The organism is Algoriphagus yeomjeoni (assembly GCF_003259505.1).
Lineage (GTDB): Bacteria > Bacteroidota > Bacteroidia > Cytophagales > Cyclobacteriaceae > Algoriphagus > Algoriphagus yeomjeoni.
In genome coordinates this window covers 1-26,169 of record NZ_QLLK01000008.1, presented here as the reverse complement: position 1 = coordinate 26,169, position 26,169 = coordinate 1, and the positions used below count along the sequence as shown (strand labels likewise).

Below are 26,169 nucleotides of genomic sequence, written 5' to 3'. Positions count from 1 at the left end.
TAACCAAAACAACCATGACCATCTCCAAAACATTTTTATCAGTCCTCTGTATTCTCCTACCTTTTATCGGTGAAATTTCTGCCCAATCAGCAGATAATCCAATTGAGATTGAAGTTGATTTTGCCAGTGAAAAAGGACCTATGAACCCTGTCTGGGCTTGGTGGGGGTATGACGAACCCAACTATACCTATATGAAAGATGGGAAGAAGCTACTCGGCGAAATCGCGGAGCTAAGTCCAGTGCCGGTTTATGTGAGAGCGCATAGCTTGTTGGTGACAGATGAAGGACCACGGGCAGCTTTGAAGTGGGGATCTACCAATGTTTACACAGAAGACGAGCAAGGCAATCCTGTTTATGATTGGACGGTCATTGATCAGATATTTGACACCTACATAGAACGAGGTATGAAACCTTTTGCTCAGATCGGCTTTATGCCCAAGGCGCTTTCCAGCAAGCCTGAGCCTTATCGGCATTTTTGGAAGCCAGGTGCCAAGTATGAAGAAATCTATACAGGCTGGGCCTATCCACCGAATGATTATGAGAAGTTCGCCGAATTAGTATTCCAATGGGTGAAGCATTCTATTGACCGCTATGGAAAAGAAGAAGTGGAGAGTTGGTATTGGGAACTATGGAATGAACCAAATATTGGATACTGGCAGGGAACTACAGAAGAGTACATCAAGCTCTATGATTATTCTGCGGATGCTGTCAAGCGGGCTTTGCCTACGGCAAAAGTTGGAGGTCCGGAAGGCACTGGTCCAGGCTGGGACAAGGCAGCTGAGTTTCTTACCACTTTTCTTGATCATGTCAAGGAAGGAACAAATTATGCCACTGGAAAGAAGGGAACGCCTCTGGATTTTATCACTTTTCATGCGAAGGGTAGTCCAAAAGTAGTAGATGGAATCGTTCAAATGAACATGGGCGCTCAATTGAATGATATTGAGAAAGGATTTGAAATTGTTGCTTCGTATCCAGAGTTTAAAAATTTGCCGATCATCATCGGGGAATCAGACCCTGAAGGATGTGCTGCCTGTTCAGAGGCAGATTATCCGCACAATGCCTATAGAAACGGCACCATGTATTCAAGTTATACAGCCGCATCTTTTGCCCGCAAATATGCTCTTGCAGATGAGTATGGGGTGAATTTACTGGGAGCAGTTACCTGGGGTTTTGAATTTGAAAATCAGGCTTGGTTCGCAGGATTCAGGGACATGGCTACAAACGGAGTGAATAAGCCTGTATTAAATGTCTTTCGGATGTTTGGAATGATGGGAGGGAATCGAGTGGAAGTAAGCGGTGATTTAGCTTATGACCACAACAGCATCATAGAAAGTGGAGTCAGAGGGGAGCGCACAGATGTCAATGCACTGGCAACTAAAAGTGAAAATTCTGCCAGCATTATGCTTTGGAACTATCATGACGATAATACTAAGATAGGCGATACCACTTCAGTAGAGATGAGACTCAAAGGCTTGGTAAAAGGGAAGATGCTTCTGGAGCATTTCATCATTGATCAAAAAAACAGTAATTCCTACGCACTTTGGTTGAAAATGGGCTCACCACAAAACCCAACAGCCGATCAAATAGCTCAACTAGAAGAAGCTGGGCAATTAAAATTGGCAGCTTCGCCAAAGTGGATTACTACCGAAAAAGGAGAAACAATCCTAAAACTAGACATCGAGAGGCAAGGAGTTTCTCTGTTGAGATTTACCTGGTGATATCCTACAAGCGGAATAGTGACAATTTCAAGTTCTAAGGAAAAGGTCTCAATCTATCTGGAACGTTGAAACTGTAGAGACCATATTGTTTTTGAATCGGTCTCTTATTTTCCGTAGTAGCCTTTTGTATTTGGATTAAGAAGGTTTGATTGGCTTGGAGTCGGTTAAATATTTCAAATGTTTTCAGTAGGTTTAGGAAGAGGTAAATACAGTTGAGGTATTTTGGCTATGCTTTACATATATAAGCTTCTGCTCATAAGTGAAAAATATGGAAACAGAGAAATTTAATAATAATTTTTTCAACCTTAACCCGCTTCCGTCATGGATTTATGACGATGAAACGCTTGGAATTTTGGAGGTAAACCAAGCAGCTATAGCGCATTATGGGTATACTAGAGAGGAATTTTTAACCCTCACTTTGAAAGACTTGAGGCCACCTGAGGAAATTCCCAAGCTCATGGAGTCCCGTACAGTTGTAAAAAACATTGAAGGAAATATCTACATAGGAATTTTCATTCACAAAAAAAAGAACGGTACGCTCATCAAAATGGAAATCAACGGACATAAGTTGGTTTTCAACGACCGCCAATGCATGCTTGTGGTGTGTCAGGATGTAACGAAAAAAATCAAACAAGAAGAGCTATTGCTTCAAAGTGAGCAACGCTTCAAAGCCTTGGTGCAGGAAGGTGCTGACATGATCAGCATCATTGATACCGAAGGTAAATATAGCTATACCAGTCCTACTACTACCTCCATCTTAGGGATTACACCAGAAGAGTTTGAAGGCAAAACGATATTTGACTTCATCCATCCGGATGACAAAGAGAGAGCTTCCGGGTACATGCAGCGGATCAGTATTGAAAACAAGGTTGTAGTAGAGCCTTTTAGATTACGGGATGGTAAGAATGAATGGCGATGGATTGAATCAGTCTTGACAAATATGATGGATAATCCCGCTGTGAATGGTATAGTAGCCAATTCGAGGGATATTACTGATCAAGTAAATGCGCAAAGGCAACTTGAAGCCAGTGAATTGTTTAACCGAACTGTATTGGAAAGTAGTCCAGATTGCGTAAAAGTAATAGATACCGAAGGTTGCCTTCAGTATATGAATTACAATGGATTGTCTCATATGGAGATTGACGACTTTTCCCATTTTAAGGACAAAGCCTGGTCTAAATTGTGGGGCAGCGAAAATGAAGCTATAATAAATGCGTCTTTAGCTAAAGCCTTGGCTGGAGAGACTTCTCAATTCACTGCATTTTGTCCCACAGTGAAAGGCACCCCTAAATGGTGGGATGTATTGGTCTCGCCTGTAAGTAATTCCGATGAACCCGTTAAGCAAATCATAGCTGTTTCCAGAGACATCACCAAACAAAAAGAGGAAGAATATCGGCTGAAACTGCTTAGCAGTGTCATCACAAATACCAATGATGCGGTTTTAATTACTGAAGCGGAACCTCTTGACGAACCTGGTCCGCGAATCATTTATGTGAATGAGGCTTTTACCAAAATGACTGGCTACACAGCCGCAGAAGTAGTCGGTAAGTCACCTCGAATTTTGCAAGGACCAAATTCAGATCGAGTTGAACTGGAAAAATTAAATAAAGCACTTCGCAATAGGGAGTCATGCGAGATCACCACCATCAACTACAAAAAGAACGGGGAAGAATTCTGGATTAATTTTACCGTTTCACCGGTAGCCGATGAAAATGGCAGGCATACCCATTGGATTGCCATTGAAAGAGATGTTACCGAGCAGAAACAAAAGGAACTGGAGAAAGCACTTTTGGTGAAAATTAGCTTGAATTTCTCTTCAGAAAATGATCTTCTCACTTCCTCCGAGGCACTTTGCGAAACTATAAACGCTTATGGGCATTTTGATTTTGTAGAGATTTGGTTACCCAATATTGAATACAATAAGATCCACTTGGTTGCTTGCAATTCAGGATCTGCCAATGCTAAAACTTTTTATGAATGCAGTAAGGAGATTCGAACCTTTACTCAAGACGAAGGACTACCCGGAATGGTCTGGGGTCTAAAGTCCACCTTACTTTGGAAGGATATCAGTAAAGTAGATGATTTTGTCCGTAAAGAAGCCGCACAGGTAGCCGGTATTCAACATGCATTAGGCGTTCCACTGCTTTTCAACGAAAAAATTGTGGGAGTGCTAGTAGTAGCTACCCAAGGGGAACTATCCCACTTGGAAAAGTATGTTAAGCTATTTACGCAGTTTGAAGATTTTATCGGGTCTGAGATCAATCGGAAAAAGTTGGAAAATGACTTGAATCATTTATATCAAGCCATTCCAGATATTTTATGTTTGGTGGATTTTCAGGGGAGGTTTCTGAAAATGAACAAGGCAGGGTATGAATTGCTGGGCTATAGTGAAGATGAAATCCTGTATCAAACATGCGAAAACTTTGTACATCCAGAGGATCATGAAATATCTATCAATGAGATTGCACAGTTAGCAAAAGGCAAAAAAACCTTCAAGTTCGAAAACAGGTACATCACAAAAAGTGGTGAAATAATCTGGCTGAATTGGATAGGCAACTCCTCAGTGGAAGAAGGGCTCATTTATGCCACAGCAAAAAACATTACCGAAGAAAAGAAGCTGAGAGAGTTGAATAGGCAGTCCCGCAAGCTTGCCAAAATCGGAAGCTGGGAGGTGGATATGATCAATCAAACACTCTACTGGTCAGAGGAAGTGCACCAAATGCATGAAACTGATCCGAATTCCTTCGTGCCCGATTTGGTAAATGGCATTAACTTTTATCGAGAGGATTTTAGGGCATTGGTAGATGCCAATGTGGAGAAATGTATAAGAGAAGGTGAACCTATTGATTATGAGGCGGTATTGGTGACTGTCAACAAAAAAGAACTTTGGGTACGTGTCATTGGGAATGCCGAGATGGTCGATGGAAAATGTCAGCGTCTATACGGCAGTTTTCAGGATATCCATGAGCGAAAGGAAGCAGAAATTAGACTGTTATCGCTTGCTGATAACCTACCAGGTGTAGTTTTTCAATACAACATTTACCCAAATGGTACAGACCGTTTAAAGTCTGTAACCAAGGGTTCTCAGGAAGTTTGGGGCTTTTCTGCTGAGGAAGTAATGGAAAATAATCTTCTGGTTTGGAATCAAATTGCTGCTGGTGGTGATTTAGAAGAAGTACAAAAAAGTATTTCAGAGTCCGTTGTAAGTAAATCTAAGTGGTCAGCCCAATGGAAATATGTGCTACCCACCGGAGAATTGAAAACTCATTTGGGTTATGGATCGCCCAGTTATTTGGCTGATGGTACAGTCGTATTTAATTCTGTGATTTTGGATGTGACTGCAGAAGCCAAAAACGAAGAACTTCTGGAACAGGTATCAAAACTGGCGAAAATTGGCAGCTGGGAAATTGATATAGAAAAAAATGAACTCTACTTTTCTGAAATTGCCCATCAGATTTTAGAAACAGATCGCGAAAATCATAGGCCAAACCTAGAGACTGATTTTAATTTTTATAGGGAAGATTTTCGCTCCATGGCACAAGCTAAACTAAAAGAATCCACAGAAAAAGGCACAAGTTTTAATCACGAAGCAGTAATCGTTACCAAAAATAAAAAAGAAAAATGGGTTAGTGTTTTTGGTTCTGCAGAAATGCACCTTGGGCAGTGTAAAAAGATCTATGGAAGTGTACAGGATATTACCGAGCGCAAGGAAGCTGAAATAAGGTTGCTTTCCCTTTCAGACAACATTCCCGGTGTAGTATATCAGTATTATATATATCCCGATGGGACAGATGCACTAAAGCATATCTCGGGAGCCGTAGAGCAGTTGTGGGGCTTCACAGCAGAGCAAGTTTTAGAAAATGTAAACTTAGTTTGGGATCAGATAAAGGCAGCTGGTGATTTTGAAGAAACCAAAGCAAGTATTTTCAAATCCATAGAAACGAATTCCAAGTGGTCAACCCGCGTGAAATACCTGATGCCAACAGGAGAGCTACGAACGCATCTGGGTATCGGCACACCTGTATTCTTGGCAGATGGCAGCATACTTTTTAATTCTATTTTACTCGACGTCACGCAGGAGGTCAAGAATGAAATGCTACTCCGCCAGGCTTCTGAAATGGCGAGAATCGGCAGTTGGGAAATGGATCTATTGTCTCAGGAAGGGGATAAAATGTTCTGGTCGCCGTTGATTAAAGAAATTCTGGAAGTGGATCAGGACTATGACACAAGCCTTTCCGGAGGCCTTGAGTTTTATACTGAAGAGAGTCATGAACGTATTAAAAAAGCTTTATCAGATTTAATTGATGAAGGAGTCGAGTTTGATGAAGAATTATTACTGATCACTAGTAAAGGGGATGAACGCTGGGTCAGGGCAATTGGAAAAAGTGAACGGATAAACGGTAAGTGTACTAAAATCTATGGCAGCTTTCAGGACATACACTTTACAAAATCACTTGAACTGCATATTTCTGAAATATTGCGGAGTATTTCAGATGCTTTTTATGCTGTTGATTCAAATTGGAATTTCACTTATTTCAATAAAGAGTCGGAAAACTTACTGAATCGAAAAAGTGAAAATGTCTTAGGAAAAAACATTTGGAAAGAATTTCCTGCTGCAATAGGTACCCCACTTCAGGAAATATATTTACGTGTAGCTCAGACAGGAAAGTCTGAATCCTTTGAATACTTCTTCCCTGGTAATGGTAACTGGTACGAAGTAAATGCCTATCCTTCCAGTGGAGGAGTCTCAGCGTATTTCAAAAATATAGATGGGCGTAGGGAAGCGGCAGAAGCTTTGCAACAAGCATTTGAAGAAAAAAATAATATTCTCGAAAGTATCGGGGATGCGTTCATTGCACTGGACAAGAACTGGATTGTTACTTATTGGAACAAGGAGGCTGAACTGGTTTTAGGCAGAAAGCGGGAGGAAATGATAGGTGAATATATATGGGAAAAATATGCGGATGCCATTGATTCTGATTTTTACCGGCAGTATCACAAGGCTCAGAAGACGGGCGAGAACGTAAGCTTTGAGGAGTATTATTCCACGCTAAACAAGTGGTTTGAAGTAGCAGTCTATCCTTCCGAAGAAGGCTTATCCGTCTATTTCAAAGATGTGACGCTCAGAAAAGAAGCAGATATCCGGCTAATTCAAGCCAACGAACGATTTGAAAAAGTAACCGACGCTACCAACGATGCGATCTGGGACTATGATGTGCTGAAAAATGACCTTTTTTGGGGGAGGGGTTTTCAAACGTTGTTCGGATATGACATGGATGAGACAAAACCTTCATTTGATTTTTTGGTATCACTTATTCATGAAAGTGACAGGGAACGTATTGCAACTAAAGTTGCACAATATATGCAAGACCCGAAGCTGACTAGCTGGTATGAAGAGTACCGATTTTTAAGAGCTGATGGCTCGTTTGCATTTGTAATTGACCGTGCCACATTTATTAGAAACAGCCAAGGTCAGGTAATACGGGTGATAGGTGCGATGACGGATATTTCGGAAAGGAAGAAATTTGAACACCAGCTAGTTGAGCTAAACGAATCACTGCAAACCTATGCCAAGGAATTGGAGCGCTCCAATGAGGAATTGGAGCAATTTGCCTTTATCACTTCTCACGATCTACAAGAACCCCTGCGCATGATATCCAGCTTTATGGATCAGCTCAAGCGCAAATATGAAGATCAGTTGGATGAAAAAGCCCTCAAGTATATTCACTTTGCTTCTGACGGTGCCAAGCGAATGAAACAAATTATCCTTGATTTATTGGACTATTCAAGAGCAGGAAAGCCTAGTGACTCTTTGGAGCTAGTGAATCTAAATATGATACTTTCAGACTTCAAACAGCTGAGAAGAAAAATAATTTCCGAAAAAGCGGTTAAGATTTCTGCTTCTGAACTACCTACCATCTACACCTACAAGGCTGGTATTACACAAGTTTTTCACTCACTAGTGGACAATGCGATAAAATATTCGAAGGCGGGAATAGCACCTCACATTGAAATAGATGCGACTGAACAAGCTGATGAATGGACGTTCTCTATCAAGGACAATGGGATTGGAATTGATCCAGAATTCCATGATAAAATATTCACCCTATTCCAACGATTACATAACCGGAATGAATACGATGGAACAGGAATAGGGCTTTCCATAGCTAAAAAGCATGTGGAGTTCCTGGGAGGTAAAATTTGGCTTGAATCCAGTCCAGGTAAAGGAACAATCTTTTATTTTACTATTGAAAAGAAACATTTAACCATTTGATATAAAAAGGATTAACTCTTTTTACATCCTCCTGTTTCAAAATAACGAAGGCGCTTTTTTGCTTTCACTTTATGCATTTGAAGAAAGTAAATTTCAACCTGAAATCAGGGTAGCAAGAAATAGAATAGAGTCACTTGATTTCCTTTTCAAGAGGGATACTTTTATTAATTCAGAAAAACCGGAGCTTTTATGCTGTGATTTCAATTGTTAGATGCTTTTCATTAAATATTTATCGAAAAAGAATTTATATTTATTGAATAACAATAAATAATTAGTATTCTTGTGACATAATTATATCCATCACAGTTATGTCAAAAACAAACACTTTCATTTTCAAAGGGCTGAGGGTTATTGCCTGGGTCATCTTCGTTGGCATTTGTATAGAAGCAGGAGGCTTGCTTGTGAATTTCTTTTTCAGTTTATACAATCCGGACTTCGTGTCCAAGCTTTATCAAAAGCTGGATCTAAGCGAAATTTATGAACGAAGCAAATGGGCATTCTTTGGGATGTACAGTTTTATCCTTTCCATTGCCTTACTGAAAGCTGTGCTATTTTACATAGTTATCAAGTTGGTGACAGAAATTAATCTGCAAAAACCCTTCAATGAATTGGTCTCGAAGCAAATTTTGCAGATTAGTTACTACACATTTTCTATTGGGCTGTTGAGTTATATCGCGAGGCAAACGGCTAAGAACCTCGAACATCATGGCTATTCTCTGGATGTGTTGGATCAATTCTGGGGGGACAGTCAAGCCTTTATCCTGATGGCTGCAGTGGTGTATGTTATTGGAGTTATTTTCGCCAAAGGCGTAGAAATCCAAAACGAAAACGAGTTAACTGTCTAGGGTATGGCCATTATTGTAAATCTTGACGTGGTCATGGCTAAGCGGAAAGTGTCTCTAAATGAGCTTTCTGAACGGGTTGACTTGACACTTTCCAATCTTTCAATCTTAAAAACTGGAAAAGCAAAAGCCATCCGTTTTAGTACGCTAGAGGCTATTTGTAAGGCTTTGGACTGCCAGCCAGGTGACTTATTGGAATTTGTGGATGAGGGAGATTGATTTTTTTTCAATGTTTTATACTTCCAATAGAGCTATTAATGAATTCCATTTTATGGCAAGTGTCCTTACATTAGAACAAAAAAAAATCCAAATCCATGAAAAGTAGTTTAGTAATTCTCCTGCTCCTGAACAGTATAAATTGCTTTTCGCAGGAAACTAATCGATCTGAAGTTACTTCGGTACAAACTGTAGTGAATCAATTTTTTGAATCCTTAGAAAAGCAGGATACTGTACTGTTGAAAAAAGTAGCTTTCATGGAAGGCCAAATCTGGACGATGAACAATACAGTAAGTCCCGCCAGACATCGAATGCGGTTTTTCAAGGATGATCTGAAGTCACTTAAATCCAAGAATACCTACTTAGAAACTGCCAAATCAATGGATATAAAAATCCATGAAGGAATGGCCATGGCGTGGGTTCCGTATGAGTTTAGATTGAATGGAGAATTTTCGCACTGTGGTGTGGATGTTTTTACCCTTATTAAAAATGAGGGTGACTGGAAGATTATCAATCTGTCTTATACGATAGATAAAGAGGGATGCGAGGAAGTGAATATTACGAGTAACTAATTTGAATATGGTTACTAAAATTAATCAAGGGAGCTGGAGAAAGCGTCTTGCACTTTTTGCTTCCAATGCATGTATTTTCATTCTTCTTCTTTTTCTAACCCATTATTTCATGGACGGGGAACCTATACCATGGGGTAGCTTGATTTTTCAAGGTGTATTCTTCGGACTGTTTATGACCATTGGGTTTCCTTACATTTTTAAGAAGTTGGGAAATAATCTAGGGAAGTCTATACATCCTGAACTGAGTCCCGATGAGGAAATAGAAATGGAAGGACCGGCAAATCTTTTTAAGGGAGCCGAAGCTGTGGGAGGGAAGCTTTTCCTTACAAATCAGAAGTTGATTTTCAAGTCTCATTCACTCAATATCCAGACGGGACAAACTGATATTTCTTATGAAACGATTTTTGAGGCTACTCCAAGAAAGGCAGCCAAGTTCGTTGATAATGGCATGTGCTTAACACTAATAGATGGCCAAGAGTATCATTTTGTTGTCTCAGATAGAACTAGCTGGATGGAAAAAATAGGAACAAAACTCAAAGCTGACTGATATTCTTTGAGGTTTTTGCGATGCTTTTGGAACAAAACGATGTGATGTTTTACTGATTTCATCGGACATCGGACATAGGTCACCCGCCATATAAACATTTACTACTCCTTCAGCTCATACCACTCAATATCTGTAAGTGGAACTCGTCTTCCTCGCGGCGCTTCTGGAGCATAATTAGCCGCTAGGTAATCCAGGATAATTGATTCGTTTTCGCCAAGCGGCCAAAGCCCTTGAGTCTCTTGCATCCAAACAATTTTCTCGTGCCATCCTTCCCGGGTGAAGCGGTTTTGGAGAATAAGCGCACTGGAGTGACATGCAGTGCAGTGGGCTTTTACCAGTTCTAGTCCATCACCAGCCAGCAATCCAGTTTCCACATCTTTTCCATCCACGAGTTCGGTAGAGAAATCTGTCAGAGGTTGAGGGTTTTCTGTGCTTTCTTCAGATGTAAAAGTGCTTAACCTAGCAGAAATTTCAGGTTGGAATACCAATAAAAGAACTAATCCAATTAGGATTACAACTACTGCCACGAGTCCTGCGACAGACTTGATCAGCCCATCAAATAGTTTGCGTTTTTCCTTTTGAGTTGAAGAAGGGTTTCTTTCATGTGATTTGCTCATGGCTTAGCTTACTTTTACGGCGATTCTATGACAGGCATTGTTCAGGTAGCCTTTTGGATTCCAACCAGGAATGACCATAGGTTGCGAGATTCCTTGATCGTCCGTTGCTTTAGCCCAGATCTCATAATAACCTGCCTGCGGAAAGCTCAATTCTATTGACCACTGCTGCCAAGCGAGTCGATTGACTGGCTTTTTCAAACTGCATTTTTTCCAGGTTGCGCCAAAATCTGTGCTTACCTCCATAGCACTCACTTCGTTTTCTCCGGCCCAAGCGTGTCCTTGTACGCTTAGTTTTCTGGAAGTACTAAACATAGCTCCTGACTTAGGATAGGTGATGATTGATTTCACCGGCATGGATTCTATGATTTTCATGTCTTCGTCTGGTACTTTATCACCGGGAGCTACTGGATATTTTGGAACCCGATAGGCATCACCCATCATTTTCTCCCCATCATGCACTTGGTTTCTAACGACGAGTTTATTCAACCATTTCCCTGAGACAGACGCTGGCCAGCCACCACAAACCAATCGAAGCGGATAGCCATGCTGAAGTGGAATGTCCTTGCCATTAAGCTGAAAAGCTAATAGTGTTTCGTCTTGTAGGGCTTTTGCCATGGGTGCGCCACGGGAAATCACGACTTTGTTTGGATCTCCATTGAGGTGCTTGTCAGTTCCGTAATATCCCACATAGACTGCATCGGGTTTTATCCCTACATCTGCCAACACGTCCTTCAATCGCACGCCGGTCCATTCTGAGCAGTAAACGGCTCCTTCTTCCCATTGATTTCCAGAGGCAGGAGGATAAAAGCCAGCTCGGCCATTCCCACCACATTCTAGAGTGAGCTGGTACGTGTAGGACTTGAATTTCTTTTTAAGCTCCTCGAGTGTATAAGTTTTTTCCTTCACTACGGACTCTCCACCAATTGTGAGAGTCCACTTTGCAGCATCTACATCCTCTGGGATCAGCCCATTATTTCTGATGAAAATACTTGAGAAAGGCGTGATCGCATCATTCAGAAGATGAGGTGCTGGCTCCACGTTCCAAGGCTTTTCATTACGGATGATCATCCCTTCACTTTTGCCTTTCATCGGGTCAAAATCAGCCGGCAGCATCACAGGAATGTATCCTTCGGGCATGCTGGCGGCATGGATAATATCCGTGCCTAGTGCTAAGGCCATCGCCGCCAATGTTCCTTTTTGCAAAAAAGCTCTTCTATCTTGAGAAATATTCAGCTTTTTTGTTGAGCTATTCGAGTCTTTTTTTGACATGGTGATGTTGGGTTGAAAAGTGCCTAAAAGTTAAAAGTAAAAATCTTAATGAGTAATGCCTTAATCATTCCTTATTTTGATTAGCAGAGCAAAAAAGATTTTTGCGTTGTGGAGCGTCTCGATACAGAAACTGATCGCTGGAACTATTGAATACTGTTTGAAAAACTTTGCCCACTAGCGGACAAAATCGTCCGATTGGTTTTTCTATAGAATGGCTTATCAAGTGAATTCAGCCTGTTTTACCAGTTTTTTACTGGCACAGAAATTTGATGGTAAGGAGAAGTGAAATTCTATGTTTTTGGGGTAGTGCTTCTTTATTCCAAATCATGAGCTTCATTTAGTAACACTTATCTGGCATTCATCTTTTATGTGGAAAAACTATTTTAAAATCGCAATCCGTAATTTGTCCAAGAACAAGTTGCACACCGGTATCAATTTGATCGGGCTGACCCTTGGCTTGGGCGTAAGTATTCTCATATTCTTTTTCGTACAGTTTGAGCGCAGTTTTGATGATTTCCATCAGGAGAATGAGCAGGTTTTCCGAGTAGAACGTCATCAGATCGAAGAGGGTGAAAAGCAATCTTCCTTTTCTACACCTCTTCTAACTGCTCCCACTTTTGCTGCCGAGTTTCCTCAGGTGACGCTGGCTACGCGAATGGTCGGAGGATCAGCACAGGCCTATTTGGATGAGGAAACCACTCAAAATCAACTATACCTCACTGTAAGTCCTGATTTTCTAGAGATTTTTAATTTCAAACTGCTCCAGGGAACTAAAGAGCGGGTTTTACAGGATAAATTCGGTGTTGTAATTACAGAGGAAACCGCTGAGAAATTCTTTGGTGATAGTGATCCCATGGGGAAGTCTATTCGGATGCGGATGGGCGACAACTATGAAGAGTATAGGGTGACAGGGCTCCTGGAGGATTTGCCGGCGAATTCCAGCATTCAATTTGAAATGCTGATGAATGATGAAAATCTTGCTTTTACCGTCGATCAGGAGAGTATGGATTCATGGTTTAACGTCTATGGCGACACCTATTTGAAACTCAATGATCCAGAGTCCAAGGAAGCGGTAGAAGCCGGTGTGGAGGCGATGATGAAGAAAATGCTAGGCGAGGAATATGAGGAAGGATCCTACCTGTTTACGCTACAGCCAATCACTGAGATGCACCTGACCGATAATCCGAACTCAGGAATGGTAGAGTCCACCAGACCGTCACTGCTATGGATTTTGGCGGGAATTGCATTTTTGATCCTGTTGATTGCCTGCATCAATTTCACCACTATGGCGATTGGTCGATCTACTACCCGTGCCAAAGAAGTTGGCGTTCGAAAGACTATGGGGGCAGATTTTGGGCAGTTGGTTTTCCAGTTTTTGACGGAAGCATTTCTAACGACTATAGCTGCTTTAGTCTTGGGGTTATTATTAGCAGAATTGCTTTTACCTACTTTCAATGATTTATTTGAAAAGCAACTTGATTTGGTTTATGGGACTACGCAAATAGCAATAATCCTTGGCTTGGTTGTTTTGATCACGGCCATGGCAGGCGCGTATCCAGCTTTTTTTATGTCCAGTTTGAAGCCTATCAAAGTCTTGAAAGGTAATCTGTCTATCCGTTTTGGAAAGCAGGCGTTACGAAAAGGCTTGGTGGCATTTCAGTTTTTTATTTCCTTTTTGCTGATCGCTTCTACACTGATCATGGTAAATCAGATGGAGGCAATCCGTGATTATGATTTGGGTTTCGATCAAAAGATGGTTGTGATCGTAGATGTTCCAGAAGTGCCGAGCACCAGTTTCGTGACTTCCATTAATGCTGGTTTTGCCCAGGCAGAGAAATACCGCCAAGCGTTGGCCAGCAGGTCGGAGGTTCAATCTGCAGGCATTACCATCGCTACCTATGGAGATGATGCTTTTTGGGATGGTGGGTTTCCTACACCGGAAGACGAGCAGTTCAATTTCCGTTTGAATTTTGTAGGAGGGGATTATGTGAAGACGCTTGGGCTAGAGATTGCCAAAGGACGTGATTTGAACCCGGTACCTGGCTCGGATAGCAGCGCAGTACTGATCAACGAAACCTTTGCCAAAGCTTTAGGTTGGGAGGATCCCTTAGGCGAAATGCTACCGAGTACTAGGATTGGCAATCATGAGATCGTAGGCATAGTGAAGGATTTCAACCACAATTCACTGTATAAGGAAATCGAGCCTATTGTTTTAGCAAAAAGCCCAGAGACTATTTTCAGTGGTATTAATATGCTGATGATTAATTCTGCTGCCAACCCTAAGGTAATTGTGAAAGGGAATGGAACTGACTTTGAGGCATTCCGAACTTTACTTGAAAGCGAATGGGAGCAGGTATTTCCACTGGAAGCTTTCAGCTTTAGTTTTCTGGATGAGGCTGTTCAGAAAGAATATGTTGCAGATGAGCGACTTGGGAAAATGGTCTTCTTGGCGGCTTGCATTGCAATTTTGATCGCAGCTATGGGCTTGTTTGCGATGGCAGCACTGAGTATAGCAGGACGTACCAAGGAAATCGGAATTAGGAAAGTGCTTGGCGCATCAAGTTGGAGTATTTCCTGGATGTTCAATAAGGAATTTCTAGTGATTACCATCGTGGGAGTTATGGTGGGTTTGCCACTGAGTTTGTACTTTATGCAAAGTTGGATTGAACAGTTTGCTGTGAAAGAATGGCCTTCTTGGCTGAACTTTTCGATTTTAGGAGTCGCCGGGATCCTGTTCACTTTAGTGATAGTATCGGCACAGTCCTATCGCGCTACGCAAATGAATCCGGTAAAGACGCTGAAGGACGAGTGATCCGATTTCCGATTTCGGATTTCTGATGTAGAATCGCAATGTTCCAATTTTATAATAATTCAATTTTTCAATCGATAAAAAAAATGCTAAAAAACTATTTTAAGATACTCTGGAGAAAGTTGGTTTCTGACAAAGTCAACTCCATAATCCATATTGGTGGTCTGGCAATAGGTATAAGCGCTGCGTTGATCATTTTGATTTATGTGAATTTTGAGCAAAGTTATGATTCAGATCTCATGTATTCTGATCAGCTATATCGGGTGAATCTAACCTCAATTTCCAATGATGGACTCGTAGAAAAAAGTGCTAGAACTTCACCGGCAATGGGCGAGACCTTTGCAAAAGAAATAGCTTCTGTGGAGGATTTTAGTCGGGTTGTGATCTTAGGAGAAGTTATTGCTGGCTTTGAGGAGCAATTTGTCAGAGAGGAAAATATCTTCTTGACTGATCAGCACTACTTTGAATTCTTTGATGTGGATTTGATTAAGGGTGATTTTGATCAAATGAATGAGCCTCTGAAGGCAATGTTGTCAAAATCAACAGCTGAGAAAATATTTGGAGCCTTAAACCCTGTTGGAAAGACGTTGGAAATCAACAGCACCAATTTTGACGGAACGGTAGAATTCCAAGTGGTTGGGATTTATAATTCAACTCCCACTAATCGCCATTTAAGACCAGAAATTCTTATTTCCTATGCTACGCTTCATCACTTTATCGGAAAGGGAATTGATCAGTCTTTTGATTGGTTAAATCAATTTTCATTTCTGAAATTATCTCCAGCGGCATCCGTACCAGAAACAGAACTGGCAATCAATAAAAGTCTTCAAGCGCACTATGGAGAATCTTTGAAAACTAGTGGGTCGAACTGGGATCTGAGTTTACAGCCTGTGAATGCTATCCATACTAGTTTGGAGTATACGGGCGAATATGAAAAGGGTGTAGATGGAGAGAAGCTGAATTATTTCCTTTGGATAGCAGGGTTTGTTTTGCTGATGGTTTATCTGAATTCCATCAATATTTCAAACGCTAAAGCCATGACTCGCGCCAAAGAAATAGGAGTGCGGAAAGTTTCTGGTGGAGATCGGATTCAGATATTTTTTCAGTTCCTATTCGAAAGTTTTCTATTAAATCTTCTTGCCAGTGTATTAGCCACCTTATTGGTGCTTAGTTGTGGTGATTTATTGAATTCGGTGTTGGACTTGGGTTTACCAAAAGATATTTTTCAATTTGACTCCTTTGCATCCTATATCCTAGCGTTTTGGGTATTTGGAACATTGTTGTCAGGGATTTATCCTGCTATTATTCTTGCCTCATTTTCTCCTGCCGGAGCTTTGAAAGGTACACTTAAGTTTAAGCTGAAATCGGCTTTCGCTAGACCTCTTTTAGTAATTCAATTGGTGTTTTGTTTGGTAATTATAGCGGGAGTTTTAACCGTTTATAAACAGCTCAATTTTATGAGAGACCAGAATTTGGGGCTTAGTTTAGAAGATAAGTTGGTCTTTCGCTCGCCCATGCTGTTTGTGGAAGGGAGTGGTAATTATCAAGAGCAAATTCAGAATTCTATTGGATCACTGAACGCAGTTACAAGTATTGGAGCTACTAATGAGATTCCAGGTAATGAAGTGTATTGGCGTTCTGATGACTATCATGTAGAAGGGAAAGAGAAAAATGGGGTCATGTACACCTCGCTGAGTGTTGGTGAAGGATATTTTGATGTTTTTGAGATTAAATTTTTGGCAGGAAGACCATTCAATTTGGCCCTAGATCAAGGATCTGAAGCTATAATTAATAGAAAGGCACTTGCAGCTTTAGGTTTTCAAAATCCAGAAGAAGCAATTGGAAAGCTATTGGAGTCCAGAAATGGAAAGATCCCAATTGTGGCGGTGGTCGATGATTATCGGCAGCAAGGAGTAAATGTAGAGATTGATCCCATGGTGCTCAATTATTCGCCTCAGGATCTAAATTATTATGTAGTTGATATAACTGGCTCAGATCCAACTGCTTCACTTAAGGAAGTAGAACGAATTTTCAAAAAGGCATATGTAAGTTCTCCTTTTGAATATTACTTTCTTGATGAGCATTTTGATAAACAATACAAAAGCGAGCAGCAGTTTGTGCAACTATTTGGAATGGCTTCGTTAGTGGCGGTTTTAATTGCCGTAATGGGGATTTTAGGTGTAACAAACCAATTGGTTCTCCAGAGAAATAAGGAATTGAGTATAAGGAAAATCCTTGGTGCTACTCCGTTTCAGCTTTTGAATTTGATTTCAGGCGAATACCTGGTTTGGCTAAGCGTCTGTTTTCTAGCTGGGATTCCAGTTTCCTATTTTATCCTTTCAGGCTGGTTGGAGAAATTTCATGTTCAAGTGTCTTTGGGTTTATGGTTTTTCTTAATCCCTTCCCTTTCGATACTTCTAATGTTTTTGATAGCGACTGCTTACCAAACAGCGAAAGCCGTCTTTGTCAATCCTGCAGATATATTGAATGATGAATAAAATGCAGTTAAGTTTCGTCATTGTGAAGAACGTCCTGTCATCATAGGTCGGGTAAGCAATCTGTATTGAAGTAATCTCCTTTACCTATTAGATTGCTTCGCTCGTGCCTCGCTCGCAATGACGATTAAAATGAACCATCTAATCTTCCAATTTTAAAATATTCCAATTTTTCAATCCTCTATAAAAAATGCTAAAAAACTACTTCAAAATAGCCTATAGAAACCTCCAAAGAAATAAGCTAAGAGCTACAATCCACATTTTAGGTTTGTCGATTGGGATTGCGATCTGTTTTTTGATTTTCAACGTGGTGATGCATTCCTATAGTTTTGATCAGTTTCACCCGGATAAGGATAGGATTTTCCGTATCAACACCCTGACAGACTGGGGAGATGGGGGGAGTTTTCCTAATTCTGGAACGCCGGGTCCGCTTGGTGAAGTGATTACCGATGAGATAGCAGGTTTGGAAGAAAAAGGCAGGCTTTATACCATGTATCAGGCTTTAGTTGCATTGCCAGCTACGGATAAGGTATTTGGGAGGACTAATGAAGTCACTTTTGCAGACCCTGGTTTCTTCAAGATATTTCCGAGAGAGTGGCTTGCAGGGAATCCTGAAACTGCTCTGCTTCAACCGGAATCTGTCGTGATTTCTGAAGCTAGTATGCATAAATATTTCCCTGGTTCTGAGGCTTCAGATGTACTTGGGCAAGAGTTGATGTTTGTGGATTCGGATTCTATTTATGCTAAAGTCACTGGTGTGATTGCTGATTACACTGAAAATACTGACTTCATTTTCAGGGATTTCGTATCGCTGAGTACCATCCGAACACAGGAACAGATCGAGTGGTATGGCTTGCACGATTGGACTTCGGTGAATTCCAGCAGTCAGCTTTTTGTCAAACTTGCCGAGGGTGTCACTCCAGAATCAGTGGATGAAGCTTTCAAACCTTTGATAGTAAAAAATATGGAGGCTGAGGATGACGGTGAATACGCCACAAGTTTTTTCACCGAGCCGCTTTCTGAAATGCATTTTCAGCCAAATTATGCAAGTACCCACGTATCCAAGACATTTTTAAAGGGCTTGATTTTTATAGGATTGATCATTCTGGTGCTGGCTACTTTGAATTTTGTGAATTTGGAAACGGCGCAAGCGATAAGTCGATCTAAGGAAGTTGGGATTAGGAAGACAATTGGTGGAACAAGATTTCAATTGATCTCACAGTTTTTGGTGGAGACATTTTTAATTATTTTCACGAGTACTCTTTTGGCTTTGGCCTTTGTGGAAGGGCTCAAGTTGATTTTTTCTACCTATCTGCCACAGGATTTTGCGATAGCTTACTTTTCGCTTACGAACATCCTCTTTTATACAGTATTCCCGGTTTTGTTGACCTTGATCACTGGTATTTACCCTGCGTTTATTCTTTCCAATTATGATCCTCAGCGGGCGCTAAAGGGAGAAATGACCCGAGATGGGAAATTTTCGGTAGGTGTTTTCCTGAGGAAAAATCTTACGGTCATCCAGCTTTCCTCCTCCATAGCCTTTATTATTTTGGTGTTGGTGCTAAGCTATCAGTTGAAATACGTGACGAGTCAGCCGCTTGGGTTTGACAAGGAAGCGGTGCTGTATGCCCACTTGCCATTTATGTCTGATCCGGATAAAATGCTCCAACTTCAGGATCGATACAATCAGGAAGCGATGGTGAAGCGTACCAGCCTGAGCGGTAGTTTGGCGTCCTCAACGAGTCTGTGGACGTCCATCGTAAAGGTGCCAGTTGATACCACCTTTGAAGAGCTTTCGATTCAGGTGATGAATGTGGATTCGGCTTTTGTAGGGGTGAATGGCATTCTGATTTTGGCAGGTGAGGCTAGTATAGACCGGGAGGACGAAATCATGGTCAATGCCAAATTTGTGAAGGAGGCCGGTTTCTCAAGTCCTGAAGAAGCCATCGGAGCTGAAATCGGATATAGTCAGAAGCAAGTGAAGATCATCGGAGTGGTAGGGGATTTTCATTCCAGGTCTATGCGTGAGGAAATCCGGCCTTTATTATTCACTTATAATGCTCCTTACTTCCAATCAGTCAATGTAAAGCTAAACTCTGATCAGAATTTGGCTGCGGCCAAGGAGCGACTTGAGGAGATTTACCTTACAGTTTACCCTTACGAGGAAGCTTCCTTTAGTTTTTTGGATACGCAGATTGACCGATTCTATCAGGAGGATATGAAGATCAAAAATGTGCTGGGATTCGCCTGTGCCTTGGCGATTTTGATTTCCTGTTTGGGCTTGTTTGGACTTTCCAGTTTCACCATTGCCGAGCGAACCAAAGAGATCAGCATCCGAAAAGTATTGGGAGCCACCTTGCAGCAGATCATTTTCCTGCTTTCTAAAGAGTACATGATTTTGGTTGGCGTATCATTTTTGATAGCGATTTTCCCAGCGTATTATTTTCTGAATGACTGGCTGAATGGATTCAATTCGAGAGTCGATATGCCCTATTTGATATTTGCTTTGGCTGGTTTGGGAGTGATGGCAATTTGTTTGCTCATCGTTGGGATTCATTCCTATGTGGCTTCGCAAACGAATCCTGCGAAGGTATTGAAGAGCGAGTAGCTTAGTAGGCATTTATCAGTCGCAGTGAGCAGTGTGGGGATGGACTGCGATGCAAGGTGTCTTTCGCAACGGCGCAATGGCGCAAATTTTTTATACCACTAGCCAAAAAATATAACCTACGGTAGAGTATTTTGAAGCCTTGACTTGTTTTTTTAAACCACATAGATACATAGTTCACATAGAGATGAGGAGCCTGGATTAATGTAAAAGCACCATAGGTACGGTTTTTTTGTAGCCCCAGGTTTCAACCTGGGGTAATAGGATCGTATGCCGAATCGGGGTTTTGGCCGGAATGATGTCAATAGAGATGATGACGGCTCGCCAAAACGAAGGGAGGGTAAATATTTCCTACGAATGCGCATCGGCGCAAATTTTTTATACCACTAGCCAAAAAATATAACCTACGGTAGAGTATTTTTGAGGCTTTGCTTTTTTTTTTTAACCACATAGATACATAGTTCACATAGAGATGAGGAGCCTGGATTAATGTAAAAGCACCATAGGTACGGTGTTTTTGTAGCCCCAGGTTTCAACCTGGGGTAATAGGATCGTATGCCGAATCGGGGTTTTGGCCGGAATGATGTCAATAGAGATGATGACGGCTCGCCAAAACGAAGGGAGGGTAAATATTTCCTACGAATGCGCATCGGCGCAAATTTTTTATACCACTAGCCAAAAAATATAACCTACGGTAGAGGATTTTTGAAGACTTGACTTGTTTTTTTTAACCACATAGACACATAGTATACATAGAGATGAGGAGCCTGGATCAATGTAAAAGCACCATAGGTGCGGTGTTTTTGTAGCCCTTTCTGAATCCTGCCCTTTGCACCATTTCCAGATATCATATATACAATTCCTCAGGCAGACTTGATACTTGTTACTAGCTACTTTGTACTGACTTCCCTCTCCATCTTTTCCAAAAAAATCAATAAATAACCTCAAGAGTAAATAAAATTTTTAATTAAGTTAAACTACCAGAATTTGCCCATAAAAGTTAAATTGTGCCAACGTTTTATCCATCATCGATTTATTTCATCTCGATATCGCCATGACAAAGACCAAAGCTTTCTTCTTTACCATTATATTTTTGGCAGTAATTTTTGGGGTAAAAGCCCAAAGCAAATCAACTGAATCAGGCTTCACCTCGCTTTTTAATGGTACTAATTTGGAAGGATGGGTTGGTAATAAGGAGTCCTATAAAGCTCAAGATGGAATGATCGTCATCGATCCGCAGGGTGGAGGGGGAGGTAATCTCTACACCGAAAAAGAATATGGTAATTTCATTCTTCACTTTGAGTTCAAACTAACCCCAGGAGCCAATAATGGTTTGGGAATTCACGCGCCACTTGAAGGAGATGCTGCTTATGTTGGCAAAGAGCTCCAGATTTTGGATAATACCGCGGATAAGTATGCGGAACTTGAAGTCTACCAGTATCATGGGTCCGTTTATGGAGTTATTCCTGCCAGACGTGGCTTTTTGAAGCCGGTAGGAGAGTGGAATCAACAAACAGTGATAGTGAACCATCCGAAAATTCAGGTAATCGTGAACGGTACTACCATTCTTGAAGGCGATTATTTGGAAGCAAGTAAGGATGGCACATTAGATCATAAAGATCATCCAGGCTTGGTGAAAAGCTCAGGGCATATTGGGTTTTTAGGGCATGGAGATGTTGTCTATTTTAAGGATATCAGAATCAAAGAATTATAAGCAACCAAGAAATAACTATAATAAGAAAATGAGTAAGAAAATTTCAGTAATGGATCGCCGGGACTTCGTCAAAAAAAGTGGTATTGGTTTATTTGGAGCTGCATTGGCACCTTCGTTTTTAAGCAACCTGAACGCTGCAGGAAGATTAAGAACTGCTCACATTGGCCTTGGCGGTATGGGGATGGCAGATTTGGACGCAATTTCCTCACATGAATTAGTGGATGTAGTTGCCTTATGTGATGTGGACAGTATCAATCTAGCCAAAGCCAAAGCTTTACATCTAAACGCAAAAACCTACGCGGATTATAGAGAATTGCTCAGGGATATGGGGGATGATATTGACGCAGTAATAGTCTCTACTCCGGATCATACGCATGCGCCAGCATCTATTATGGCCATGGAATTGAACAAGCCTGTGTATTGCCAAAAACCGCTTACACATCATGTGAGTGAGGCTAGAGCGATGAATAAAATGGCCGCTGAGAGGAATTTGGTAACTCAAATGGGCATCCAAGTTCACTCGTTCTATGACTACAAATTAGCGACGCTACTTATCCAGTCAGGAATTATAGGTAAAGTACACACGGTAAGAGCTTGGTCTCCTAAAAACTGGGGATATGATGGCCCTGGACCAACGGGATCTGATCCTGTTCCGAGTACCTTGGATTGGAACCTATGGCAAGGAACTGCTGCTGAGCGTCCATACAAGGAGGGGTTTTATCATCCGGGGAACTGGAGGAAGGTCATGGATTACGGCTGTGGTACTCTAGGAGATATGGGCGTACATATTTTTGATACGCCATACAATGCGCTTCAGCTTGATGTGCCTGAGACCATCCTTAACGAATGTCGTCTTCCTACTGGTTTTGGATTCCCTGAACACAATATTGTTACGTATGAATTTCCAGGCACTGATTATACAGCTGAAAAGCTAAAATGGGTTTGGTATGACGGCGGAGGAGCACCCTCAAATCACCTAGATTTAGTTTTGCCAGATGGAGAAACTTTACCAGACCAAGGAGCTATGTTTATGGGTGAAAAAGGCAGGTTGCTTTTGCCACACTTCCAGCAGCTACCTCGAAAAATCGTGGATGGTAAGTATGTGGAGATGGACATAGAATCATTCAATTTGGGTAAGCCTGTGAAGGATTATGATGCTGAAAGCAAGAAACATTACCATCAATTTGTGGATGCTTGTCTAGGCAAAGGGGAAACTACTGCGCCATTCTCTTATGCAGCGAGATTGACCGAGACGATTCTACTTGGAGTGATTGCAGGTAGATTCCCAAATCAAACATTGCACTGGAATAGCAAAAAAGCCAAGTTTGATGAAAAAGAACCGAATGAGTTTTTGGACGGGAAGTATCGTGAATTCTAGTACCAAGTAGCAAGACATTAGATTTTAGAGTCAAGAATCGGGAATCAAGAAATAAGGCAGTTTTAGAATTGAGACGCCGTGTAAGGTCGAAGTCGAGACCTCGCTCAGCAATAACTTTGACTTTACTCTTTGGGACTACTACTTTGTACTTTGAAAATTGAAACTTGATAATTTCTTTTGTTCGCTGGCGAACAAAAATGTTCGAGAAAGCGAACTAGATTTATATTAAAAAATGCCTCTGGAGTCAATCCAGAGGCATTTTTTGTGGCATAAATGTGGAAAAGAGAAGTTGGCTGTATTCAGTGGCAGGTTACAGTAGTCAAGGAATCCGGGCAGCTTAGATGCTAGTGAGTACAATTAAACTAAGTGGTTTAACGGGCTAGTTTAATCTTCCAGTTTTTCAATTTTCAAATACTTCAATTAAAAATGATACAACTTAAGAATTTAGACAAGTACATTGAATCACGATTTCAGCGTGTTTTTATTCTCAAAGGCATAAATCTTACCATCAACGAAGGAGAGTTTATCACCCTTATGGGGCCAAGTGGCGCAGGGAAATCTACACTTTTAAATATCCTTGGATTACTGGATGAAGACTATGAAGGAGAATACTGGTTTGGGGATAGAAATCTTGCCAAAATGAAAGAACGGGAGCGTTCGGCACTTCACAAAAGTGAGTTTGGATACATTTTTCAAGCTTATCACCTGATCGATGAATTGACGGTTTATGAAAACATCGAAACGCCACTTTTGTATAGAGGAGTGTCTTCCAACGAGCGTAAGAGTATCATCGCTGACCTTCTTGACCGCTTCAATATGGTGGCCAAAAAGGATCTTTTTCCAGCTCAATTATCAGGTGGACAACAGCAGTTGGTAGGTATCGCAAGGGCAGTAGCAGGCAAACCCCGTGTGCTCCTAGCTGATGAACCTACGGGGAATTTGCATTCAGGTCAGGCTAAGGAAATCATGGAAGTTTTTCAGGAATTGCACGGTGAGGGGACTACTATTATTCAGGCTACGCATGCCAGGGAAAATGCAGATTACGGCACTCGATTGATCGATATGCTGGATGGTAAAATTGAAAAAGATGAAGCGATTATTCATGTTTAAGAAGTACATAGCGCTACTAATAGTAGTGATGATAACGGGTACAATTCAAGCTCAGGACACCTTAAGAATTGATTTCAGAAAAGCAGTGGATTTAGCTTTATCTGCAAATGCTGCTTACCAAACCCAGTCCAACAATATGGAAGTATTGAAGCTGCAGAAGCAGTCAGCCTTTCTTTCCCATTTCCCAAATGCCAATATTAACAGCTCCCTTTCGCAGCAGTCAGGACAGCAATTTCAGCAGATTGAAGGAGAAATCGTAGTAACGAATGTGACCAATGAGATTGTAAATGCTGGTCTAAATATGAGCATGCCTATTTTCAATGCTGGGAGAAGGATATTAGATACTCAGTCTGCGAAATTGGCCTATGAAGCTGGTGAGAAAGGGCTTGATAGAGCTTCCCAACAAGTAATGTTTGATGTAGCTAGAAGGTATCTTCAAGTGCTTTTGGATCAGGAAATAGTGAGGATTTCACTAGAAAACCTGGATAATCAAAAGGAGACTTTAAGGCAAATTGAAGGTTTTGTGGATGCTGGACTTCGCACCCTTTCGGACAAGTATAATCAGGAATCAGAAGTCGCACGGTTAGAATCTGTGCTGGTGGATGCAGAGTTGCAATACGAAAATGATGTTTGGGACTTGTCAGAATACCTGCTACTGGAGCCAGGGGTAGTGCCTGTTTTGGAATCTGTGGATCCTAAGTCAGGTGAGTTAAGATTTGATGGTATGGGGATGCAGGAGTTGTATGAAATTGCTCAATTAAATAGAGCAGATGGTACGCAGCAGGATCTTTTGGTGACCTCTTACAAAAAGGATATGCAAGCGATTAAAGCCATGTACTACCCAAGAATTGGGGCGTTTTATAATTACAATACTTTCTTTACCTCATTGGATGATAGGAATCTCCAAGATCAGCTTTGGAAGGTATATCCACAAAATACGCTAGGACTTAGCCTTTCCATTCCGATTTTCAACAATTTCCAAACTAGGCTGGATGTGAGTAGAAGTAAAGTGGCTTACAAGAATCAGATTTTGCAGAAGGAATCTGTGGATAGAAAAATATATCAAGATGTGAAACTAGCCTATCTGAACTATATGGCTGCTGTGAAGAAGGAAACTAATACGGGGATTCAAGTATTGGCAGCGAAAGAAGCACAAATTGCGATTGCAGAACGCTTCCGCTTAGGAATTTCTAATTTCGTCGATTTAGCTACTGCAAACCAACAGTTAGTGGCTGCTCAGTCAGATCAAGCCCAGGCGATTTACACTTTGTATTTCCAAGAAGTATTGATGCAGCATGCATTGGGAACATTGGAGGTATTGGAGTAACTAGCTTTTTTCATTTAAACCACATAGATACATAGATAACAATAGTTTAAGGGCTATATAATCCATTTATCTACGTGGTTTTTTGTTAAAGCCTTTTGGAGCTTGTGCTGTCTATAATTTGAAATATTCATTATCAAGCATCTCAAAGTATTTATTCACAATGGTCTTCTGACAATGGTGAAAAATGTTAACCAAATTGAAGTTTATAAGTATTCCTTTGGGTGATTTCAATTCATTATTGTAGTGGATTACAGGCAATAAATACCTTATTCTTTCAAGAGGCTTCTATGCAGCATGAGCTGGGTACATTGGAGGTATTGGAGTAACTAGCTTTTTTCATTTAAACCATATAGATACACAGAAAACAATAGTTCCAAGGCTATGTAATCTATGTGTCTATGTGGTTTTTTGTTGAAGCCTTTTGGAGCTTTTGTGGTAATGTACTGAAAAATAGTTGGTGACTTTAATGAGATAATTTCTTAATATCCAGTGTTGATTTGAAGAGGAAACAGGCTCTGGTGGAGACCAACTTGTCAGCAATAAAGTCAGCGCATAAACGAAAAAAGAGGTCTGGTAATTTTTTGCCAGACCTTACTTTTTTTGATATGCTCTATGGCTTTGAAAACTCATTTTTTATTGGACAAAAACACATACCATTTAATGAAGTCTATCCTGT

The 26,169-nt window shown here is 41.0% G+C and carries 15 protein-coding genes; 13 read left to right on the top strand and 2 right to left on the bottom strand.

Annotated elements, in window-relative coordinates; translation table 11 throughout:
* The first annotated feature begins 14 nt into the window (after positions 1-14).
* From LV83_RS13990 to LV83_RS13965, 6 genes are all read left to right on the top strand, one after another.
* The gene (locus LV83_RS13990) at positions 15-1,718 is read left to right on the top strand and encodes a GH39 family glycosyl hydrolase (protein WP_111612362.1); all 1,704 of its coding nucleotides are present in this window, start codon (positions 15-17) and stop codon (positions 1,716-1,718) included.
* A 268-nt stretch (positions 1,719-1,986) separates the two neighbouring features.
* Entirely contained in the window at positions 1,987-7,992 is a 6,006-nt protein-coding gene (locus LV83_RS13985) for a PAS domain S-box protein (RefSeq protein ID WP_111612171.1), read from the top strand.
* A 308-nt stretch (positions 7,993-8,300) separates the two neighbouring features.
* On the top strand, positions 8,301-8,837 hold the full coding sequence (locus LV83_RS13980; protein ID WP_111612170.1) for a DUF2975 domain-containing protein: 537 nt from the start codon (positions 8,301-8,303) through the stop codon (positions 8,835-8,837).
* Between the two features lie 3 nt (positions 8,838-8,840).
* On the top strand, positions 8,841-9,053 hold the full coding sequence (locus LV83_RS13975; protein WP_111612169.1) for a helix-turn-helix domain-containing protein: 213 nt from the start codon (positions 8,841-8,843) through the stop codon (positions 9,051-9,053).
* Between the two features lie 95 nt (positions 9,054-9,148).
* The gene (locus LV83_RS13970) at positions 9,149-9,622 is read left to right on the top strand and encodes a nuclear transport factor 2 family protein (RefSeq protein ID WP_111612168.1); all 474 of its coding nucleotides are present in this window, start codon (positions 9,149-9,151) and stop codon (positions 9,620-9,622) included.
* Between the two features lie 7 nt (positions 9,623-9,629).
* Positions 9,630-10,169 (top strand): GRAM domain-containing protein, encoded by a 540-nt coding sequence (locus tag LV83_RS13965; protein ID WP_211320485.1) that lies wholly within the window; start codon positions 9,630-9,632, stop codon positions 10,167-10,169.
* A 101-nt stretch (positions 10,170-10,270) separates the two neighbouring features.
* Here the strand turns inward: LV83_RS13965 and LV83_RS13960 are convergent, their stop codons facing one another.
* Together LV83_RS13960 and LV83_RS13955 are read right to left on the bottom strand one after the other, a co-directional pair.
* The gene (locus LV83_RS13960) at positions 10,271-10,786 is read right to left on the bottom strand and encodes a hypothetical protein (RefSeq protein ID WP_245947062.1); all 516 of its coding nucleotides are present in this window, start codon (positions 10,784-10,786) and stop codon (positions 10,271-10,273) included.
* 3 nt (positions 10,787-10,789) lie between these two features.
* A complete protein-coding gene (locus tag LV83_RS13955; RefSeq protein ID WP_111612167.1) occupies positions 10,790-12,055 on the bottom strand; it encodes a sulfite oxidase in 1,266 nt (421 codons plus the stop codon).
* Between the two features lie 403 nt (positions 12,056-12,458).
* Between LV83_RS13955 and LV83_RS13950 the strand changes: the two genes are divergently transcribed.
* From LV83_RS13950 to LV83_RS13920, 7 genes are all read left to right on the top strand, one after another.
* Complete coding sequence (locus tag LV83_RS13950; protein WP_158530587.1) at positions 12,459-14,867, top strand: ABC transporter permease; 2,409 nt, start codon at positions 12,459-12,461, stop codon at positions 14,865-14,867.
* 83 nt (positions 14,868-14,950) lie between these two features.
* Complete coding sequence (locus LV83_RS13945) at positions 14,951-17,362, top strand: ABC transporter permease (RefSeq protein WP_158530586.1); 2,412 nt, start codon at positions 14,951-14,953, stop codon at positions 17,360-17,362.
* A 187-nt stretch (positions 17,363-17,549) separates the two neighbouring features.
* On the top strand, positions 17,550-19,967 hold the full coding sequence (locus tag LV83_RS13940) for an ABC transporter permease (protein ID WP_111612164.1): 2,418 nt from the start codon (positions 17,550-17,552) through the stop codon (positions 19,965-19,967).
* A 1,051-nt stretch (positions 19,968-21,018) separates the two neighbouring features.
* Positions 21,019-21,678, top strand: coding sequence for a 3-keto-disaccharide hydrolase (locus LV83_RS13935; RefSeq protein WP_111612163.1), 660 nt, complete (start codon positions 21,019-21,021; stop codon positions 21,676-21,678).
* Positions 21,679-21,706: 28 nt separating this feature from the next.
* Positions 21,707-23,056, top strand: coding sequence for a Gfo/Idh/MocA family protein (locus LV83_RS13930; RefSeq protein WP_111612359.1), 1,350 nt, complete (start codon positions 21,707-21,709; stop codon positions 23,054-23,056).
* A 426-nt stretch (positions 23,057-23,482) separates the two neighbouring features.
* Positions 23,483-24,166 (top strand): ABC transporter ATP-binding protein, encoded by a 684-nt coding sequence (locus tag LV83_RS13925; protein ID WP_111612162.1) that lies wholly within the window; start codon positions 23,483-23,485, stop codon positions 24,164-24,166.
* Positions 24,144-25,493, top strand: coding sequence for a TolC family protein (locus tag LV83_RS13920; protein ID WP_111612358.1), 1,350 nt, complete (start codon positions 24,144-24,146; stop codon positions 25,491-25,493). Before LV83_RS13925 ends, LV83_RS13920 begins: the two co-directional genes overlap by 23 nt.
* The last annotated feature ends 676 nt before the right edge of the window (positions 25,494-26,169 follow it).

Coding starts and splice junctions, on each gene's coding strand:
- LV83_RS13990 (WP_111612362.1), top strand. CDS start 15: ATGACCATCTCCAAAACATTTTTATCAGTCCTCTGTATTCTCCTACCT.
- LV83_RS13985 (WP_111612171.1), top strand. CDS start 1,987: ATGGAAACAGAGAAATTTAATAATAATTTTTTCAACCTTAACCCGCTT.
- LV83_RS13980 (WP_111612170.1), top strand. CDS start 8,301: ATGTCAAAAACAAACACTTTCATTTTCAAAGGGCTGAGGGTTATTGCC.
- LV83_RS13975 (WP_111612169.1), top strand. CDS start 8,841: ATGGCCATTATTGTAAATCTTGACGTGGTCATGGCTAAGCGGAAAGTG.
- LV83_RS13970 (WP_111612168.1), top strand. CDS start 9,149: ATGAAAAGTAGTTTAGTAATTCTCCTGCTCCTGAACAGTATAAATTGC.
- LV83_RS13965 (WP_211320485.1), top strand. CDS start 9,630: ATGGTTACTAAAATTAATCAAGGGAGCTGGAGAAAGCGTCTTGCACTT.
- LV83_RS13960 (WP_245947062.1), bottom strand. CDS start 10,786: ATGAGCAAATCACATGAAAGAAACCCTTCTTCAACTCAAAAGGAAAAA.
- LV83_RS13955 (WP_111612167.1), bottom strand. CDS start 12,055: ATGTCAAAAAAAGACTCGAATAGCTCAACAAAAAAGCTGAATATTTCT.
- LV83_RS13945 (WP_158530586.1), top strand. CDS start 14,951: ATGCTAAAAAACTATTTTAAGATACTCTGGAGAAAGTTGGTTTCTGAC.
- LV83_RS13940 (WP_111612164.1), top strand. CDS start 17,550: ATGCTAAAAAACTACTTCAAAATAGCCTATAGAAACCTCCAAAGAAAT.
- LV83_RS13935 (WP_111612163.1), top strand. CDS start 21,019: ATGACAAAGACCAAAGCTTTCTTCTTTACCATTATATTTTTGGCAGTA.
- LV83_RS13930 (WP_111612359.1), top strand. CDS start 21,707: ATGAGTAAGAAAATTTCAGTAATGGATCGCCGGGACTTCGTCAAAAAA.
- LV83_RS13925 (WP_111612162.1), top strand. CDS start 23,483: ATGATACAACTTAAGAATTTAGACAAGTACATTGAATCACGATTTCAG.
- LV83_RS13920 (WP_111612358.1), top strand. CDS start 24,144: ATGAAGCGATTATTCATGTTTAAGAAGTACATAGCGCTACTAATAGTA.